At 55.9% G+C, this 16,895-nt stretch carries 16 protein-coding genes; 9 read left to right on the top strand and 7 right to left on the bottom strand.

What is annotated here, in order from left to right; translation table 11 throughout:
• Positions 1-16 precede the first annotated feature (16 nt).
• From rpe to trpS, 3 genes are read left to right on the top strand one after another with little or no spacing between them, the layout of a single operon-like run.
• A complete protein-coding gene (gene rpe / locus BWI76_RS26070) occupies positions 17-694 on the top strand; it encodes a ribulose-phosphate 3-epimerase (RefSeq protein ID WP_004126039.1) in 678 nt (225 codons plus the stop codon).
• Positions 687-1,436, top strand: coding sequence for a phosphoglycolate phosphatase (gph, locus tag BWI76_RS26065; RefSeq protein WP_004132250.1), 750 nt, complete (start codon positions 687-689; stop codon positions 1,434-1,436). Before rpe ends, gph begins: the two co-directional genes overlap by 8 nt.
• A 3-nt stretch (positions 1,437-1,439) precedes the next feature.
• Positions 1,440-2,444 (top strand): tryptophan--tRNA ligase, encoded by a 1,005-nt coding sequence (gene trpS, locus BWI76_RS26060; protein WP_004132248.1) that lies wholly within the window; start codon positions 1,440-1,442, stop codon positions 2,442-2,444.
• A gap of 89 nt (positions 2,445-2,533) precedes the next feature.
• Here the strand turns inward: trpS and cysG are convergent, their stop codons facing one another.
• The 4 genes from cysG to nirB form a co-directional block, all read right to left on the bottom strand.
• Positions 2,534-3,907, bottom strand: coding sequence for a siroheme synthase CysG (gene cysG / locus BWI76_RS26055; RefSeq protein WP_024359838.1), 1,374 nt, complete (start codon positions 3,905-3,907; stop codon positions 2,534-2,536).
• An 11-nt stretch (positions 3,908-3,918) separates the two neighbouring features.
• A complete protein-coding gene (gene nirC, locus BWI76_RS26050; RefSeq protein ID WP_004132246.1) occupies positions 3,919-4,728 on the bottom strand; it encodes a nitrite transporter NirC in 810 nt (269 codons plus the stop codon).
• A 67-nt stretch (positions 4,729-4,795) separates the two neighbouring features.
• On the bottom strand, positions 4,796-5,122 hold the full coding sequence (nirD, locus tag BWI76_RS26045) for a nitrite reductase small subunit NirD (protein ID WP_004132244.1): 327 nt from the start codon (positions 5,120-5,122) through the stop codon (positions 4,796-4,798).
• Positions 5,119-7,662: an NADPH-nitrite reductase large subunit gene (nirB, locus tag BWI76_RS26040; protein ID WP_049087553.1), complete on the bottom strand. Its 2,544-nt coding sequence runs from the start codon at positions 7,660-7,662 to the stop codon at positions 5,119-5,121. Before nirB ends, nirD begins: the two co-directional genes overlap by 4 nt.
• Before the next feature lie 240 nt (positions 7,663-7,902).
• On the opposite strand from nirB, the gene BWI76_RS26030 reads away from it, so the two are divergent.
• Positions 7,903-9,225 carry a cytosine deaminase gene (locus BWI76_RS26030; protein ID WP_024359840.1) on the top strand — a complete coding sequence of 441 codons (1,323 nt, stop codon included), beginning with the start codon at positions 7,903-7,905 and terminating at the stop codon, positions 9,223-9,225.
• Here BWI76_RS26030 and tsgA read toward each other — a convergent pair.
• Entirely contained in the window at positions 9,222-10,406 is a 1,185-nt protein-coding gene (gene tsgA, locus BWI76_RS26025; RefSeq protein WP_004132243.1) for an MFS transporter TsgA, read from the bottom strand. The genes BWI76_RS26030 and tsgA overlap by 4 nt on opposite strands.
• A 277-nt stretch (positions 10,407-10,683) precedes the next feature.
• On the opposite strand from tsgA, the gene ppiA reads away from it, so the two are divergent.
• From ppiA to argD, 5 genes are all read left to right on the top strand, one after another.
• Entirely contained in the window at positions 10,684-11,253 is a 570-nt protein-coding gene (ppiA, locus tag BWI76_RS26020; protein WP_004854889.1) for a peptidylprolyl isomerase A, read from the top strand.
• Between the two features lie 108 nt (positions 11,254-11,361).
• Positions 11,362-11,529 (top strand): YhfG family protein, encoded by a 168-nt coding sequence (locus BWI76_RS26015; RefSeq protein WP_004138384.1) that lies wholly within the window; start codon positions 11,362-11,364, stop codon positions 11,527-11,529.
• Entirely contained in the window at positions 11,519-12,121 is a 603-nt protein-coding gene (locus BWI76_RS26010) for a putative adenosine monophosphate-protein transferase Fic (protein ID WP_024359842.1), read from the top strand. Before BWI76_RS26015 ends, BWI76_RS26010 begins: the two co-directional genes overlap by 11 nt.
• A gap of 31 nt (positions 12,122-12,152) precedes the next feature.
• Positions 12,153-12,716 carry an aminodeoxychorismate synthase component 2 gene (pabA, locus tag BWI76_RS26005; RefSeq protein WP_004138386.1) on the top strand — a complete coding sequence of 188 codons (564 nt, stop codon included), beginning with the start codon at positions 12,153-12,155 and terminating at the stop codon, positions 12,714-12,716.
• Between the two features lie 89 nt (positions 12,717-12,805).
• Complete coding sequence (gene argD, locus BWI76_RS26000) at positions 12,806-14,026, top strand: bifunctional acetylornithine/succinyldiaminopimelate transaminase (RefSeq protein ID WP_004138387.1); 1,221 nt, start codon at positions 12,806-12,808, stop codon at positions 14,024-14,026.
• On the opposite strand, the gene BWI76_RS25995 is transcribed toward argD, so the two are convergent.
• On the bottom strand, positions 14,016-16,094 hold the full coding sequence (locus BWI76_RS25995; protein ID WP_049087551.1) for a YccS/YhfK family putative transporter: 2,079 nt from the start codon (positions 16,092-16,094) through the stop codon (positions 14,016-14,018). The genes argD and BWI76_RS25995 overlap by 11 nt on opposite strands.
• 51 nt (positions 16,095-16,145) lie before the next feature.
• Complete coding sequence (crp, locus tag BWI76_RS25990; RefSeq protein WP_000242758.1) at positions 16,146-16,778, bottom strand: cAMP-activated global transcriptional regulator CRP; 633 nt, start codon at positions 16,776-16,778, stop codon at positions 16,146-16,148.
• Between the last annotated feature and the right edge of the window lie 117 nt (positions 16,779-16,895).

Raw genomic sequence — 16,895 nt, 5'->3', positions numbered from 1 at the left:
TTTCAAGGAGATGCGGATGAAGCAGTATTTGATTGCCCCTTCGATTCTGTCGGCTGATTTTGCCCGTCTGGGCGAGGATACCGCCAATGCGTTGGCTGCGGGTGCCGATGTTGTGCACTTTGACGTGATGGACAACCACTACGTGCCGAATCTGACCATTGGTCCGATGGTGCTGAAATCACTGCGAAATTACGGTATCACCGCGCCGATTGACGTGCATTTGATGGTCAAGCCGGTTGACCGCATCGTCCCTGATTTTGCCGCCGCGGGCGCCAGCATCATTACTTTCCATCCGGAAGCTTCCGAACACGTTGACCGCACGCTGCAGCTTATCAAAGAGCACGGCTGTAAAGCCGGTCTGGTGTTTAACCCGGCCACCTCCCTGAGCTACCTCGACTACGTGATGGATAAGCTGGATGTCATCCTGCTGATGTCCGTCAATCCGGGCTTTGGCGGTCAGTCTTTTATTCCACACACTCTGGAAAAACTGCGTGAAGTTCGTCGTCGCATTGACGAATCCGGCTACGACATCCGTCTGGAAGTCGATGGCGGCGTAAAAGTCAGCAATATCGCTGAGATTGCCGCAGCCGGTGCGGATATGTTTGTTGCCGGATCGGCCATTTTCGATCAGCCTGACTATAAAAAAGTGGTCGATCAAATGCGTAGCGAATTAGCAAAGGTTAGCCATGGATAAGTTACAAAACATTCGCGGCGTGGCGTTCGATCTCGACGGGACGCTGGTCGATAGCGCGCCGGGCTTGACCGCAGCCGTTGATAACGCCCTGTATGCGCTGGAGCTCCCGATGGCGGGAGAAGAGCGAGTCGTGACCTGGATTGGCAACGGCGCGGACGTCTTGATCCAGCGAGCCCTGACCTGGGCTCGTCAGGAGCGCGCGGCGTTAAGAGCCTCTCAGGGCAAACCTTCCGTCGATCATGACGATATTCCGCAGGCTGAACAGCAGACCATTTTGCGCAAGCTGTTCGATCGCTACTATGGTGAAGTGGCGGAAGAGGGGAGCTTTTTATTTCCAGCCGTTGCCGATACGCTGGGCGCGCTGCACGCAAAAGGCCTGCCGCTGGCGCTGGTGACCAATAAACCGACGCCGTTTGTCGCGCCGATTCTGGCGTCGCTGGATATCGCCAAATATTTTACCGTTGTTATCGGCGGCGATGATGTAAAAAACAAAAAACCGCATCCGGAACCGCTGCTTATGGTTGCGGAGAAACTGGGGCTGGCGCCCGCGGAGCTGCTGTTCGTTGGCGACTCGCGCAATGATATTCAGGCCGCGAAGGCCGCGGGCTGCCGCTCAATCGGTCTGACCTACGGCTACAACTACGGCGAGCCGATTTCGCAGAGCGAGCCGGATTATATCTTTGACCAATTTAATGAACTCTTGCCCGCTTTCGGGCTACCGTACAGTGAAACTCAGGAATAAAAAATGACTAAGCCCATCGTTTTTAGTGGCGCACAGCCCTCAGGTGAATTGACCATTGGCAACTACATGGGTGCGCTGCGTCAGTGGGTAAACATGCAGGACGATTACCACTGCATTTACTGCATCGTTGACCAGCACGCGATTACCGTCCGTCAGGACCCGCAGCAGCTGCGTAAGGCCACGCTGGACACGCTGGCGCTGTATCTGGCGTGTGGTATCGACCCGCAAAAAAGCACCATCTTCGTTCAGTCCCACGTGCCGGAGCACGCGCAGCTCGGCTGGGCGCTGAACTGCTACACCTATTTCGGCGAACTGAGCCGTATGACCCAGTTTAAAGACAAGTCATCGCGCTATGCGGAAAACATTAACGCCGGTCTGTTTGACTATCCGGTGCTGATGGCTGCCGACATCCTGCTGTATCAGACTAACCAGGTCCCGGTCGGCGAAGATCAGAAACAACATCTGGAGCTGAGCCGCGATATCGCCCAGCGTTTTAACGCGATCTATGGCGATGTGTTTAAAGTCCCTGAGCCGTTTATTCCAAAATCCGGCGCGCGCGTGATGTCGCTGCTGGAGCCGACCAAAAAGATGTCCAAGTCAGATGATAACCGCAACAACGTTATCGGCCTGCTGGAAGACCCGAAATCGGTGGTGAAGAAAATCAAACGCGCGGTCACTGACTCCGACGAGCCGCCGGTTGTTCGCTACGACATTCAGAATAAAGCGGGTGTCTCCAACCTGCTGGACATCCTCTCTGCCGTTACCGGTCAGAGTATTCCAGAGCTGGAGCAGCATTTTGAAGGCAAAATGTACGGTCACCTGAAGGGCGAAGTGGCGGAAGCCGTTTCCGGCATGCTGACCGAACTGCAGGAGCGCTATCACCGATTCCGCGGTGATGAAGCCTTCCTGAATCAGGTCATGAAAGAGGGCGCGGAGAAAGCCAGCGCTCGCGCTTCTGTTACCCTGAAAGCGGTCTATGAAGCGATTGGTTTCGTCGCTAAGCCCTGAGTAATCTGCTGGCCGCAGCGCAATAAAAAGCCGGGTGCAATGCATCCGGCTTTTTTATATGTGAGCCGTTTTGAGCTCAATCTTCGCCATTAATGGTTTGAGAACCAGTTCAGCTTGTCGCGCAGGCCAACCACGCGGCCGACAATGATCAACGCCGGGCTGGCCATTTGCTTCGCCAGAATATCCAGCTGCTCTAAGGTTCCGGTGACAACCTTCTGAGTGATTGCCGTTCCGTTTTCAACGATGGCGGCGGGCATATCCGCCGCCATGCCGTGGGCAATCAGTTTTTCCCGGATCGCCGGGGCCTGGTTCAGGCCCATATAGAACACCAGGGTTTGCTTTTCTACCGCCAGGTTTTCCCAGTCCAGCTCGCCGCCGGTCTTGAGGTGGCCGGTGACCAGACGCACGCCCTGGGCGAAATCCCGATGGGTCAGCGGGATGCCCGAGTAGGCCGAACAGCCGGAGGCCGCGGTAATCCCCGGTACGACGGAGAATGGAATACCGGCATGGCACAAGGTTTCCAGCTCTTCGCCGCCGCGGCCAAAGATAAACGGATCGCCGCCCTTCAGGCGTACAACGCGTTTTCCGCCCTGGGCTTCGCGCAGCAGAATCTGGTTGATCTCCTCCTGCGGTACGCAGTGGTAGCCCGAGCGTTTACCCACGAAGACCCGATCGGCATCGCGGCGCACCAGATTCATAATGTCGTCGGAGACCAGGCGGTCATAAACCACGACATCGGCCTGCTGTATTTGCTGCAGGCCTTTGAGGGTCAGCAGTCCGGCATCGCCGGGGCCGGCGCCTACCAGCACTACTTCGCCGCGATGATCCAGCGGCTCGGTCAGCAGCTGCTCCGTCGCGTCCGCGACGGCCTGGCGGTCCTCATTGGCCAGCGACTGCGCCAGCCTGTCGTTAACAAACAGTTTCTCCCAAAAGCGGCGGCGTTCGCCAACAGTGGCAAACTGTTTCTTCACCCGGGAGCGCAGCTGACCTGCGTAGTGGGCTAATTGACCTAAATGTAGCGGCAGAACCGACTCCAGCTTTTCACGCAGCAGGCGCGCCAGCACCGGCGAGGTGCCGCCAGAAGAGACGGCAACCATCAGCGGCGAGCGGTCGATAATCGACGGCATAATAAAGCTGGCTTGCTGAGGAGCGTCGACCACGTTGCAAAATATTCGCCTTTCTTCCGCGGATTTGCTGACTTGCTGATTAACCGCTTCGTTGTCGGTGGCAGCAATCGCCAGCCAGCAGTTATCCAGCAGCACAGGATTAAACTCACCTTGTACCAAAGTCAGCATGTTCGAATCGGCCCAGACCTGGAACTGCGGTACGAAATCCAGGGCATTGACCGTTAATCTGGCTCCCGCATCCAGTAACAGGCGAGCTTTACGCTCAGCCACATCGCCACCGCCGACTAACAGGCAGTCGCGATCGCGTAGTTGGCAAAATATAGGCAAATGGTCCACGACATTACCTCTTAATTATTGGCAGCAGCCTCTGATTGTTTGATTTTTTCCGGAGCAGGGCGCTCCGATTGCGGCGTAGCATACCAATAACCCAACCCCATAAATACGACACCGGACAAAGTATTGCCGAGTGTTACCCATAACAGATTGTGACCGATACCCGCAAGGGTATAGGCATCGCTGTGATGGCCGAACCAGGAGAGGGCAAACAGCGTCATGTTGGCGACCGAGTGTTCGTAACCGGAGGCGATAAACGCCAGCAGACACCACCAGATAGCGATAAATTTTGCCGCGCCCTCGGTGCGGATTGCCATCCAGATTGCCAGACACACCAGCCAGTTACACAGCGCGCCTTTGAAAAAGAGCGCCATCGCCGACTGGCTGGTTTTTGCCAACGCGACGGTATGGACGAGGCTGGTATCGACCGGCAGCAGGCCGCCGCCGCCCCAGCTATACAGCAGCGCCACGAAAACAGAACCTAAAAGGTTACCTACCCAGGTTTGCGGCAAAATCGCCCACATTTGGCCCTGGCTGATGGTGCCCGCTTTTACGCCCAGGGTCAGGAACATCGTATGGCCGGTAAATAGTTCAGAACCGGCGATAATCACCAGGGTTAACGCAATGCCAAAGGTTGCTCCCATCACCAGCGGGCGAACGGAAGGGTCGAGTAGATTGCCGAGGGTGAAAATAAGGATGATGCCAAGGCCAACATAGGCGCCCGCCATCATCGAACTGACCCAGAAGCTCAGCGGATTGTTTGCCGAGAGGCGTGCGATGCGCGCAGCGTTAGCCGCGCACTTGTTGATAGTGTCCGTAAACATAGGTTTCCTTGAGAGATAAAGATAAAAAATGCAAAAAAAAGGAGGCATTGCGCCTCCCATAAATTGATTAACCGCGTAGCTGCACGACGCCGTCTTTCACTCTGGCCTCATAGTGCGCCACCGAATGGCTTTCATCTTCCATACACAGGCCGTCGCGCAGGCGGAAGCGCTGCTTTTTCAGCGGACTGGCAACCCACAGCTCGCCCTGATGCTCGGCGATCAGGCCGCGAGACAGGACGCTGGATTCAAAGAACGGGTCGATATTGCTAATCGCAAACACCTGGTCGCCGTGATACGGGCGGAAAATCGCCACTTGTTTATCGCCTAACAGCGCGCAGACGCCGGTTTCCGGCAGGATGTCATCGATTTTACAGATGTTTTTCCACTGGCTCATGCGTTTTCCTCCACCAGAGTTACCGGGATACGTTCGTAGGGCGCGGCCGGGCGATGCTGTTCACGCTCAGGGACCACCTGGACGTTCGGGTCGCGCTTATCGCTGTTGATGAAGTGTTTAAAGCGAACCTGGGCCGCTGGGGTGTTGACGGTTTCCGTCCACTCGCAGACTACCGCTTCACGCAGGCGGGCCATCTCTTCTTCCAGATGCGCGTTCAGGCCCAGCTTGTCATCAATGATGACCGACTTCAGGTAATCGATGCCACCTTCCAGGTTATCCAGCCACGGCGCGGTACGGGTCAGTTTGTCGGCGGTGCGGATGTAGAACATCATGAAGCGGTCGAGGTATTGCATCAGCGTTTCGCGGTCAAGATCCGCCGCCAGCAGATCCGCGTGGCGCGGCTTCATGCCGCCGTTGCCGCAGACGTAAAGGTTCCAGCCTTTCTCCGTGGCGATGATGCCGACGTCTTTACCCTGGGCTTCCGCACATTCGCGGGTACAGCCGGAGACGCCAAACTTCATTTTGTGCGGCGTACGAATGCCTTTGTAGCGGTTTTCCAGCTCGACGCCGAAGCCGACGCTGTCGCCTACCCCGTAGCGGCACCAGGTGCTGCCGACGCAGGTTTTCGCCATCCGCAGCGCTTTGGCGTAGGCATGACCGGTTTCGAATCCGGCTTCGATCAGCTGACGCCAGATTTCCGGCAGGTCGTCTTTTTGCGCGCCGAACAGGCCAATACGCTGAGAGCCGGTTATCTTGGTGTACAGATTAAATTCACGGGCGATGCGGCCCACCGCCACCAGGCCTTCCGGGGTGATTTCGCCGCCCGCAGAGCGCGGGATAACGGAGTAGGTGCCGTCTTTCTGGATATTCGCCAGGAAGTTGTCGTTAGTATCCTGCAGCGGGGTGTGCTGCGGCTTGAGGATATATTCGTTCCAGCAGGAAGCCAGCAGGGAACCAACGGTCGGTTTACACACTTCGCAGCCGTAGCCTTTACCGTGTTTCGCCAGCAGCTCTTCGAAGGTTTTGATGCCTTCCACACGGATGAGGTGGAACAGTTCCTGGCGGGAGTACGCGAAGTGCTCGCACAGGTTATTGTTGACTTCTATGCCCTGTTTCGCCAGTTCGGCGTTGAGCACCTGAGTTACTAGCGGGATGCAGCCGCCGCAGCCGGTACCGGCTTTGGTTTCCGCCTTCAGCGCCGCCACCGTGTGGCAGCCTTTATTAATGGCGGCAATCAGTGCGCCTTTGGTGACATCGAAGCAGGAACAAATTTGCGCGCTGTCCGGCAGCTTATCCACGCCGATGGACGGCTTACCGCTGCCCGCGTGCGCCGGCAGGATCAGCGAGTCCGGGTTTTCCGGCAGTTCGATGGCGTTCAGCACCAGCTGCAGCAGGTTGCCGTAATCGCTGGTATCGCCCACCAGCACCGCCCCGAGCAGGGTCTTGTTGTCAGGGCTGACGATAAGGCGTTTATAGACCTCTTTGCTTTCGTCGAGATAAACATAGCTGCGCGCGCCCGGCGTACGGCCGTGGGCGTCGCCAATCCCACCGACATCAACGCCCAGCAGCTTCAGCTTGGCGCTGAGATCCGCGCCTTCAAAGGCGTTTTCGGTCTGGAGGATATGGTCAACGGTAACCTGGGCCATTTTGTAGCCTGGCGCGACCAGGCCAAAAACGCGGTTGTTCCAGCTGGCGCATTCACCGATGGCGTAGATATCCGGGTCAGAGGTCTGGCAGGCGTCGTTGATCACAATACCGCCGCGGGGAGCGACTTCCAGACCGCACTGGGTGGCCAGCTTATCGCGCGGGCGGATACCGGTAGAGAAGACGATAAAGTCGACTTCCAGCTCGCTGCCGTCGGCAAAACGCATGGTTTTACGCGCTTGCGTCCCTTCCTGAACGATCTCTTTGGTGTTTTTGCTAGTGTGAACGCGTACGCCCATGCTTTCGATTTTACGGCGCAGCTGTTCGCCGCCCATCTGATCCAGCTGTTCAGCCATCAGCATGGGAGCGAATTCAATCACGTGGGTCTCAACGCCGAGGTTTTTCAGCGCGCCCGCGGCTTCCAGCCCTAGCAGACCGCCGCCGACGACCGCGCCGCGTTTGCTGCGACGGGCACAGGCTTCAATAGCGTTAAGGTCTTCAATGGTGCGATAAACAAAGCAGTCCTGAGTTTCAGAACCTTTAATCGGCGGGATCCACGGATAGGAGCCGGTCGCCATAATCAGCTTGTCATAGAATACGGTACGGCCCGCGCTGGAGTGGATAACCTTCTCCTGGCGGTTGATGGTGATGGCGCGTTCGCCGACCAGCACCTTAACGCCGTGCTTCTCGTAGAAACCTTCCCGTACCAAAGAGAGCTCTTCGGCGGTATGGTGAGAGAAGTAAGAGGAGAGGTGCACGCGGTCGTAGGCGATACGGGGTTCTTCACAGAACACGGTAATATCGAATAGGTTGGCGTCGGATTTATCAAGAAGGTCCTCAATAAAGCGGTGGCCGACCATACCATTACCAATGATAGCGAGTCTGACTTTGCTCATTTTTGCCTCGATTTCTTTTATATTACCGCCTACCTTAACGATTCAGCCGCGACACTTATTGATGCAAATCAATTACACCTTTACCTACTACTTAAGTGGTATGTTTATGATTTGTCAGTATTTTTATAAGTGCTGGAAAACGCTGGCTTTTCCTTTTTGCTTTTTTTATGTACAAAATTGGCAACGGAGACCCACGGCGGGTTGACTAAATATTCAGCAACAATTACGGGAGTCAGCAATATGACAGCAGCGCCGCTTTGGTTAATTGAGAACGTTCGTCTGCCCGATCGCGAAGGACTATGGCAGATAGCGATAGACAAGGGGCGCTTCGGGGATATCACCCCCATGGGTGAGGCGCGCAATGAGAGTTATGAAGTGCTGAATGCGCGCGGCGGGCTGGCGATCCCTCCGTTTATTGAGCCGCATATCCATCTTGATACTACGCAAACCGCCGGTGAGCCGAACTGGAATCAGTCCGGAACCCTGTTTGAAGGGATTGAGCGTTGGGCGGAGCGGAAGGCGTTATTGAGCCATGAGGACGTTAAAGCTCGCGCGTGGAAGACGCTAAAATGGCAAATCGCCAACGGCATCCAGTTTGTTCGTACCCACGTTGATGTTTCCGACCCTACGCTGACCGCGCTCAAAGCCATGCTGGAGGTCAAAAAGGAGGTCGCGCCGTGGGTAGAGCTGCAGATTGTCGCCTTCCCACAAGAGGGTATTTTATCCTATCCCAATGGTGAGGCTCTGCTGGAAGAGGCGCTGCGTCTGGGCGCCGATGTGGTCGGCGCGATTCCGCATTTTGAATTCACGCGCGAATATGGCGTGGAATCCCTGCACATCGCTTTCCGGCTGGCGAAAAAGTATCAGCGGCCTCTGGATATCCACTGCGATGAAATCGATGATGAACAGTCGCGGTTCGTTGAAACCGTGGCGGCCCTGGCGTTAAAAGAGGGTATTGGGCCGCGAGTGACCGCCAGCCATACCACCGCAATGCACTCCTACAATGGCGCGTATACGTCACGTCTTTTTCGTTTACTGAAGCTGTCGGGCATTAACTTCGTGGCCAATCCTCTGGTCAATATTCATCTTCAGGGACGCTTTGACGACTATCCGAAGCGCCGCGGCATTACGCGCGTGAAGGAGCTGATGGCGGCGGGAATTAACGTCTGCTTTGGCCATGACGATGTATTTGACCCGTGGTATCCGCTGGGTACCGGCAATATGCTGCAGGTGCTGCATATGGGGCTGCACGTTTGTCAGATAATGGGCTATCAGCAGATTAATGATGGACTGAAGCTGGTGACGGAAAACAGCGCGCGAACGTTTGGCCTCAGCGATTACGGTATTACAACGGGGAACCCGGCGAATCTGGTGATTCTGCCCGCTGAAAACGGGTTTGAGGCCGTGCGCTGTCAGGTGCCGGTGCGCTGGTCAATTCGTCAGGGGAGAGTGATTGCCACCACGCAGCTGGCGCAGACCTGGGTACAGACTGACAGGGGCGGGGAGGAGCTGTTCTTTACCCGAAATAGCCCCTTTGCCGGAACAAAGGGGCCTGAGGCTTAGTGCGATTCCGCAGCCGCGTTGTTCTGACGGTGGCGGGAGACGAAGCCGAGGATCAGACACATCACAAATACCACCGCGTAGAGAACGTTAGCGGTATGCAGCGCCGCCAGCGGGCCGCTGGCGGCAACGATAGGACCGGTGACCACGAAGGTCAGCATGGTGCCTACGGTGCCGCAGGTGAGAATGAAGTTCACCAGCTTCGGCGATGACACTTTGGTCTGCAGCGAGCCCAGGGTGATGATCGACGTATAGATAGCGCTGGAGAAGAAGCCGAGGGTCAGGATAAACCACGGCATATGCTCCGGCGAACCGTTGATAAACAGATACATCAGTACCGTCGCCACGCCCGCCAGCACCGTCAGAATACGCTGCAGGTCGAAGAAGCGCAGAATAAAGCTGAATGACCACATGCCGATCATGTACGACATCCAGAAATCACTCACCAGTTTACCTGCGTCGCCAAGACTCATACCGAGGCCTTTGGCGTATTCCGGCACCCAGGAGATAAAGCCCAGTTGGCCGAGGATATAGCACAGCGCGGCGATAGAGAGAAACAGTACGCCGATGCCCCATTTCTCTTTCGCTACCGGCTGGCTTTCTTGCAGGGCTTTTTTACCCAATACCGGGAATTCACAGCCGAAGGTCAGCACGAAAATCGCGACGTAGACCAGGCCGATGCAGGCATACACCCAGTACCACTCGATGCTGCGCGCCAGCAGATAAGCGGCCAGCATCGGGAAGATCATCCCCGCCATGCTGAAGAAGGAGTCGGTGAACAGCAGACGCGCCCCGCGCTGACGACCTTCATACATATGGGTGATCAGGAAGGTACCAATCGACATGGTGATCCCGCTGACCAGGCCAAGCACGAACATTGAAGCGGAAAACAGCGCCAGGCTGTGGCTGAACATTAAACCCGCGACGGCCAGAACCATCAGGATAAAGCTAAAACGCAGCTGGGTTTTCAGCGGAACAATTTCCATCAGCCAGGCGTTCAGGAAGATAGAGATCAGGATACCGGAGTTAAGGAAGGTAAAGGTGTTGCTCATACTGGAAACGGGCAGATGAAAATAATCTGCGATGTTTCCCATCACCATCCCGGTGACAATCACCAACGCGCCGGTCAGGGCGTAGGAGAAAAAGCTGATCCATGTGAGCTTGATACGGTTGCTGTTAGTCATGACTGGCCTGTGAATAGAAATGTAAAGCGCGTTGACTCTGCGCCGGGCGGACAGATTTTATGCGTTAGCGTGATTCAAGCAAACGTTTATTCTGAAAATTAGATCTTTTTGCAATTATTAATGTGACTGACTTCACATTTATTTATTTGGCGGATCAATAGACGCATCGTTACAAGTGTTTCAGCTAAGTAAAATTAGGTAAAAGGCTGGCCCAGGATGCAAAGGCTCTTTAGAATCAAAGCACTCGGTTTTTATTCTGCTCCGTTAAGGAATTTCCATGCTCAAATCCACTCTCGCGGCGGTGGCTGCCGTTTTCGCCATTTCAGCATTCTCCCCGGCCATGGCGGCAAAGGGCGATCCCCATGTGTTGCTGACCACGTCTGCGGGCAATATTGAGCTTGAGCTGAATAGCCAGAAAGCGCCAATTTCGGTTGATAACTTCCTCAAGTACGTGAACAGCGGTTTTTATAACAACACCACGTTTCACCGCGTGATCCCAGGTTTTATGGTGCAGGGCGGCGGCTTTAACGAACAGATGCAGCAGAAGCAGCCTAATCCGCCGATTAAAAACGAAGCCGACAACGGCCTGCGCAACACGCGTGGCACCATCGCCATGGCGCGTACCGCCGATCAGGACAGCGCCACCAGCCAGTTCTTTATCAATATTGCGGATAACGCCTTCCTCGATCATGGCCAGCGCGATTTCGGCTATGCGGTGTTTGGTAAAGTCGTCAAAGGCATGGACGTAGCGGATAAGATTTCTCAGGTGCCGACCCATAACGTTGGGCCGTATCAGAATGTACCGTCGAAACCTATCGTGATTCTTTCCGCAAAAGTGCTGCCGTAAACCTATTTGCGCGGGTAACTCATGCCCGCGCATTCCCCCGCTTCCCTGCGAAATCGTTTTTTGCCGCTTATACTTGTGGCAACCGCGGAATCGTCAGGGAGGTGTTAAATGAAAAAACTCACCGAAAAACAGAAATCCCGTCTCTGGGAGGCTCGACGTAACGTTAATTTCCAGGCCAGCCGACGGCTGGAGGGCGTCGATATTCCGCTGATAACCCTTACCCCCGAAGAAGCTCTGGCGCGTATTGAGGCGTTAAGGAGTCACTATGAGCGATAAATTCGGCGAGGGGCGGGATCCTTATCTCTACTCGGGCCTGAAGGTCATGCGCAACCGCCTGGGCATCCGCCAGGCTCAGCGCCTTGAGCAGGCGGCATGGGATCTGACCGCATTACGCGCGGCAACCATTGAACTCGGGCCGTTGGTGCGGGGATTGCCTCATCTGTGCGCGATTCATCGCCAGCTCTATCAGGATGTTTTCGACTGGGCGGGGCAACTGCGTGAAGTGGATATCTATCAGGGCGACACCCGCTTCTGCCATTTCGCCTATATCGAAAAAGAGGGAAACGCGCTGCTTCAGGATCTTGAAGAGGAAGGTTATCTGGTGGGGCTCGCGCAGGATAAATTCATTGAACGTCTTGCTCATTACTATTGCGAAATAAATGTCCTGCATCCTTTCCGTCTCGGTAACGGCATGGCGCAACGCATTTTCTTTGAGCAGCTGGCTATCCATGCGGGTTATACGCTGGATTGGCGCGATATTGCGGTCGATGCGTGGAACCAGGCCAACCAGAGCGGAGCGATGGGCGACCTTTCCCCGCTGCAGACGATATTTCGCAAAGTGGTAAGCGAAGCCGTGGAAACTGAGTAGAATAGCGCGGTTCTTTGTTCCCGGAGCCGCTATGATCCTGCTTATCGATAACTACGATTCTTTCACCTGGAATTTGTATCAGTATTTCTGCGAGCTTGGCGCGGAAGTTCTGGTCAGACGTAATGACGAGCTGACGTTAGCGGATATCATTGCTCTGGCGCCAGCGAAAATCGTTATCTCGCCGGGCCCCTGCACGCCCGATGAGTCAGGGATTTCGCTGGCGGTGATTCGCCACTTTTCCGGTAAGACGCCGATCTTAGGCGTTTGCCTGGGCCATCAGGCGATTGCCCAGGTTTTCGGCGCCGCGATCGTACGAGCCGCGAAAGTGATGCACGGGAAAACGTCCCCGGTCAGCCATACCGGTCAAGGGGTGTTCCTTGGACTGAATAACCCGCTTACGGTGACCCGCTACCACTCCCTGCTCATTGATCCGCTAACGCTGCCTGAATGCTTTGAGGTGACCGCCCGCAGCGAAAAGGGGGAGATCATGGGCATTCGCCACCGCGTCTTCGATCTCGAGGGCGTGCAGTTTCATCCGGAGAGTATTCTCAGCGAGCAGGGACATCAGCTGCTGGCAAACTTCCTCAATCGGTGATTTGTAGTTGCCATGGGTTGATTTTTTATGCATATTTTGTGATTAGATTATCATAATCATTGCTGCATAACGTAAAGGATGGGCACCACATGGCAACTGAACAACCGGCAATCACCCGCGCTACATTCGATGAAGTCATTTTGCCGATTTATGCACCGGCAGAATTTATTCCGGTGAAGGGCAAGGGGAGCCGAGTATGGGATCAGCAGGGTAAAGAGTACGTTGATTTCGCCGGTGGGATTGCCGTGACCGCGCTCGGTCATTGCCATCCGGCGCTGGTGGCGGCACTCCATGAGCAGGGTGAAAAGCTGTGGCATACCAGTAACGTTTTTACCAACGAACCGGCCCTGCGCCTCGGGCGTAAGCTGGTGGATGCGACTTTTGCCGATCGCGTGGTGTTTATGAACTCCGGGACGGAAGCCAACGAAACGGCATTCAAGCTGGCGCGCCATTACACCGTGACGCGCCATAGTCCGTACAAAACCAAAATCATCGCTTTCCATAACGCCTTTCACGGTCGGTCGCTGTTTACCGTCTCCGTCGGCGGTCAGCCCAAATATTCTGATGGTTTCGGGCCGAAACCGGCCGATATCGTTCACGTACCGTTTAACGATTTACACGCGGTGAAAGCGGTGATGGACGATCATACCTGCGCGGTGGTGGTCGAGCCGATTCAGGGTGAAGGTGGAGTGACGGCGGCGACGCCGGAATTCCTGCAAGGATTGCGCGATCTCTGCGACCAGCACCAGGCACTGCTGGTGTTTGATGAAGTCCAGTGCGGTATGGGGCGCACCGGCTCGCTGTTTGCCTATATGCACTACGGCGTGACGCCGGATATTCTGACCAGCGCCAAGGCGCTTGGCGGCGGCTTCCCTATCAGCGCGATGCTGACCACCCATGATATCGCCAGCGCTTTCCACGCCGGTTCCCATGGTTCGACCTACGGCGGTAACCCGCTGGCCTGCGCGGTCGGCGGGGCGGCCTTCGATCTGATTAACACGCCGGAAGTGCTGGACGGCGTCACCGCGAAGCGCGAGCTGTTTGTTCAGCACCTTCAGCAAATTGACGCGCGGTTCGATCTGTTTAGCGATATTCGCGGCATGGGTCTGCTGATCGGCGCCGAGCTGAAGCCGCAGTATCACGGGAAGGCGCGCGATTTCTTGTATGCAGCCGCAGAGGCGGGCGTCATGGTGCTCAATGCCGGACCAGACGTGATGCGCTTCGTACCGTCGCTGGTGATTGATGATAGCGATATTGCTGAAGGCATGGCGCGCTTTGCCCAGGCGGTTGAGCGGGTGCTTAGCGCTTAGTGGCGCGCAGCCAGATGCCATGATGCGGACGCTGACGCCATGCCACCGATGAAATGGTGTGCATGGTGTTCAGATGCCCGAGGATGCGCTGCAAGTGCTGCTCCATCGTACTGAGCGGTCCGCGAGGGACCTCCGCATCCTGCGCCTCCATAATATTCACATCCCCCGCGCTGCCGGGCCCGTCGGAATCCAGCCGCTGCTGGCAGCGCTGGAGCGCAATCTCGCAGGACTCCAGATAACGCTGGGCTAAATCCGGCGTCAGCATATTGTGCTCGCGCGCCAGGGTAGTCATGGCATTGATGTGCTCGACAATAAACTGGCTGTGGGTCACCCACAGCTTCATGTCTTCGAGATAGTGGGAATTAAAACCGGGTTCCTGCATCGCCTGATTTAGCGAGTTAAACAGCGCGTTATGCGTCTGATTAACGCGCATGCGCTGATAGGCCAGCGCCGGGGCCTGATGGTCGTCGCTGAGGATCAGCCTGATGGCTTCCTGATCGGCTTCCAGCGCGTCGTGGGCATTTTTGCGCAGCAGACCGCTTTGCCACTGCGGCCATAGCCAGACCATGCCGCCGAAAGCAATCAGACAGCCAATCAGCGTATCAATCAGTCTGGCGACGATAAACTGCTCGCCGTTCAGGGTGAGCAGTTGCAGGGTGTACACCGCCGTCACGGTAAATCCGACCATCGCCCAGCCGTAATGCTGGCGAATAATCAGGTAGCTCAATAGCGTAATGAACAGCATCGTGGTCAGCGTATAGCCTTCAGGAACGTGAAAGTGCAGCGTGAGCCCGGCAATGACCAGCCCCGCAATAGTTCCGGCAGCCCGATGGACGATACGTACCCGCGTCGCGCCGTAGCCGTTTTGCGTCACGAACAGCACGGTCATCAGGATCCAGTAGGGCTTAGGCAGATGCAGCGCGCTGCCCATCAGGCTGGCGGTGCTCAGCATTACGCTGATACGCGCGGCGTTACGTAACGCCGGCGACTTAAGCGACAGATAGTTTTTCAACGCGGGCAGCAGCGGCAGGCGGCGGGTTTTATCCGCCATCAGGTTACGCGCGTACAGCGGGCGCTGGGTGCGCAGAACTCTGGCAATGCGGCTGAAGTGCCAGGCGCAGAACTGGCCGACAGGATTATCCGGATGCTGCCAGGCGATTTTTTCCAGCGCGCCGATCTGTTTGTCCATCTGAAAGCGCCGGGGATAACGGTGGTAGAGCAGATCGTCCGCCAGCTCCCGCAGGCGGGCGGCAACGGTTTGCGCGTTCCAGCGAATCACCGCTTCCGCGTGACTGCGTTCCACCAGCTTCTGCACCTCTTCTGGCTGATGAAGGCTGACGGAAATATGCTCCTGAAGGTCCAGTCCAACCTGGAAAGCGCGCAGCAGGCGTTTGTGATCGCTGCGCTGGTTAGCCGCCAGCATATGCATCTGCTGATAGCACTGGGTAATCAGATCCACCACCTTTTGCTGGCGGTTGAGCAGCGGCGGCAGCGATGTGGCGGGGTCCGTATGCTGGGTAAGCAGGCTGTATTTGGCCTCGCAGTAGTTGGCGAGCTCACGGTAGAGCAGGCTTAAGGATTCGCGCAGCGGCTGCTCGCGCCAGAGCCAAAACCAGAACCAGTTGAACACCCCATACCATAAGGTGCCGAGGGCGTAGATTAACAGCGGCTCCCACACCGGCATGTTGCCCGCGAGACTGAGGGTAAAAATAGCCGCGATAAGCGAGGCAGGCAGCAGCCGCGCGTGCAGGGAGCTGATTTCAGCCGTGACGCCGAGGATCAGCGCCAGACCGGTGAGGATTAGCGGCAAAGGGATTTCGCGTTGCAGAAGAAGCTGGACGATCAGGCTACAGCCGGCAAACAGGCTGCCGCCGATAATCAGACGCTTAAAGAAACGCTTATGCGGCGTATCCAGCCCGGCAATGTTGCAGCAGGCGGGAACCAGAGAGAACAGAAGCCCCTGCTGTAAGTGGCCAAACAGAAGCCCAATCGCGACCGGCAGACACAACACCAGCGTTTGCCGCAGTGCATAGTTGACTTCAGGGTGGTAAATCAGCCTGCGCCACATGAGGAGAAAACAAAAACGGCGTATCGTCAGGCAATACGCCGTTTTACCGACTTAACGGGTACCGTAGACGACGATAGTTTTACCGTGCGCGGAGATCAGGTTTTGATCTTCCAGCATTTTCAGGATGCGGCCAACGGTCTCGCGGGAGCAGCCGACGATCTGGCCGATTTCCTGACGGGTAATTTTAATTTGCATACCGTCCGGATGGGTCATCGCATCCGGCTGTTTAGCCAGGTTCAGCAGCGTCTGAGCGATACGACCGGTAACGTCAAGGAAGGCGAGGTTGCCCACTTTCTCAGACGTGACCTGCAGACGACGAGCCATCTGCGAAGAGAGACGCATCAGGATGTCCGGGTTAACCTGGATCAGCTGACGGAATTTTTTGTAGGAGATTTCGGCCACTTCACATGCGGTTTTCGCACGTACCCAAGCGCTACGCTCCTGGCCTTCTTCAAACAAGCCTAATTCACCGATGAAATCGCCCTGATTAAGGTAAGAGAGGATCATCTCTTTACCTTCTTCATCCTTGATGAGTACAGCCACGGAGCCTTTAACGATGTAGTACAACGTTTCTGCTTTCTCACCCTGGTGGATCAGCGTGCTCTTTGATGGGTACTTATGAATGTGGCAATGAGACAAGAACCATTCAAGGGTAGGGTCTGTTTGCGGTTTGCCAAGCACCATGCGCGGTTATCCTCTGTTATAAGCTATCTCCGGGTGCCGACACTACACGGCATCCGGGCATGCAATCGTATTGAATCCCTATACCTGGGAATCCGGCTGAAAGTTTTCTGCAGCCTG

Origin of the sequence: Klebsiella sp. M5al (assembly GCF_002090195.1) — a bacterium.
Classification (GTDB): domain Bacteria; phylum Pseudomonadota; class Gammaproteobacteria; order Enterobacterales; family Enterobacteriaceae; genus Klebsiella; species Klebsiella grimontii.
Note: the sequence above shows the minus strand (reverse complement) of the source record. Positions and strands in the feature narration are given on the sequence as shown.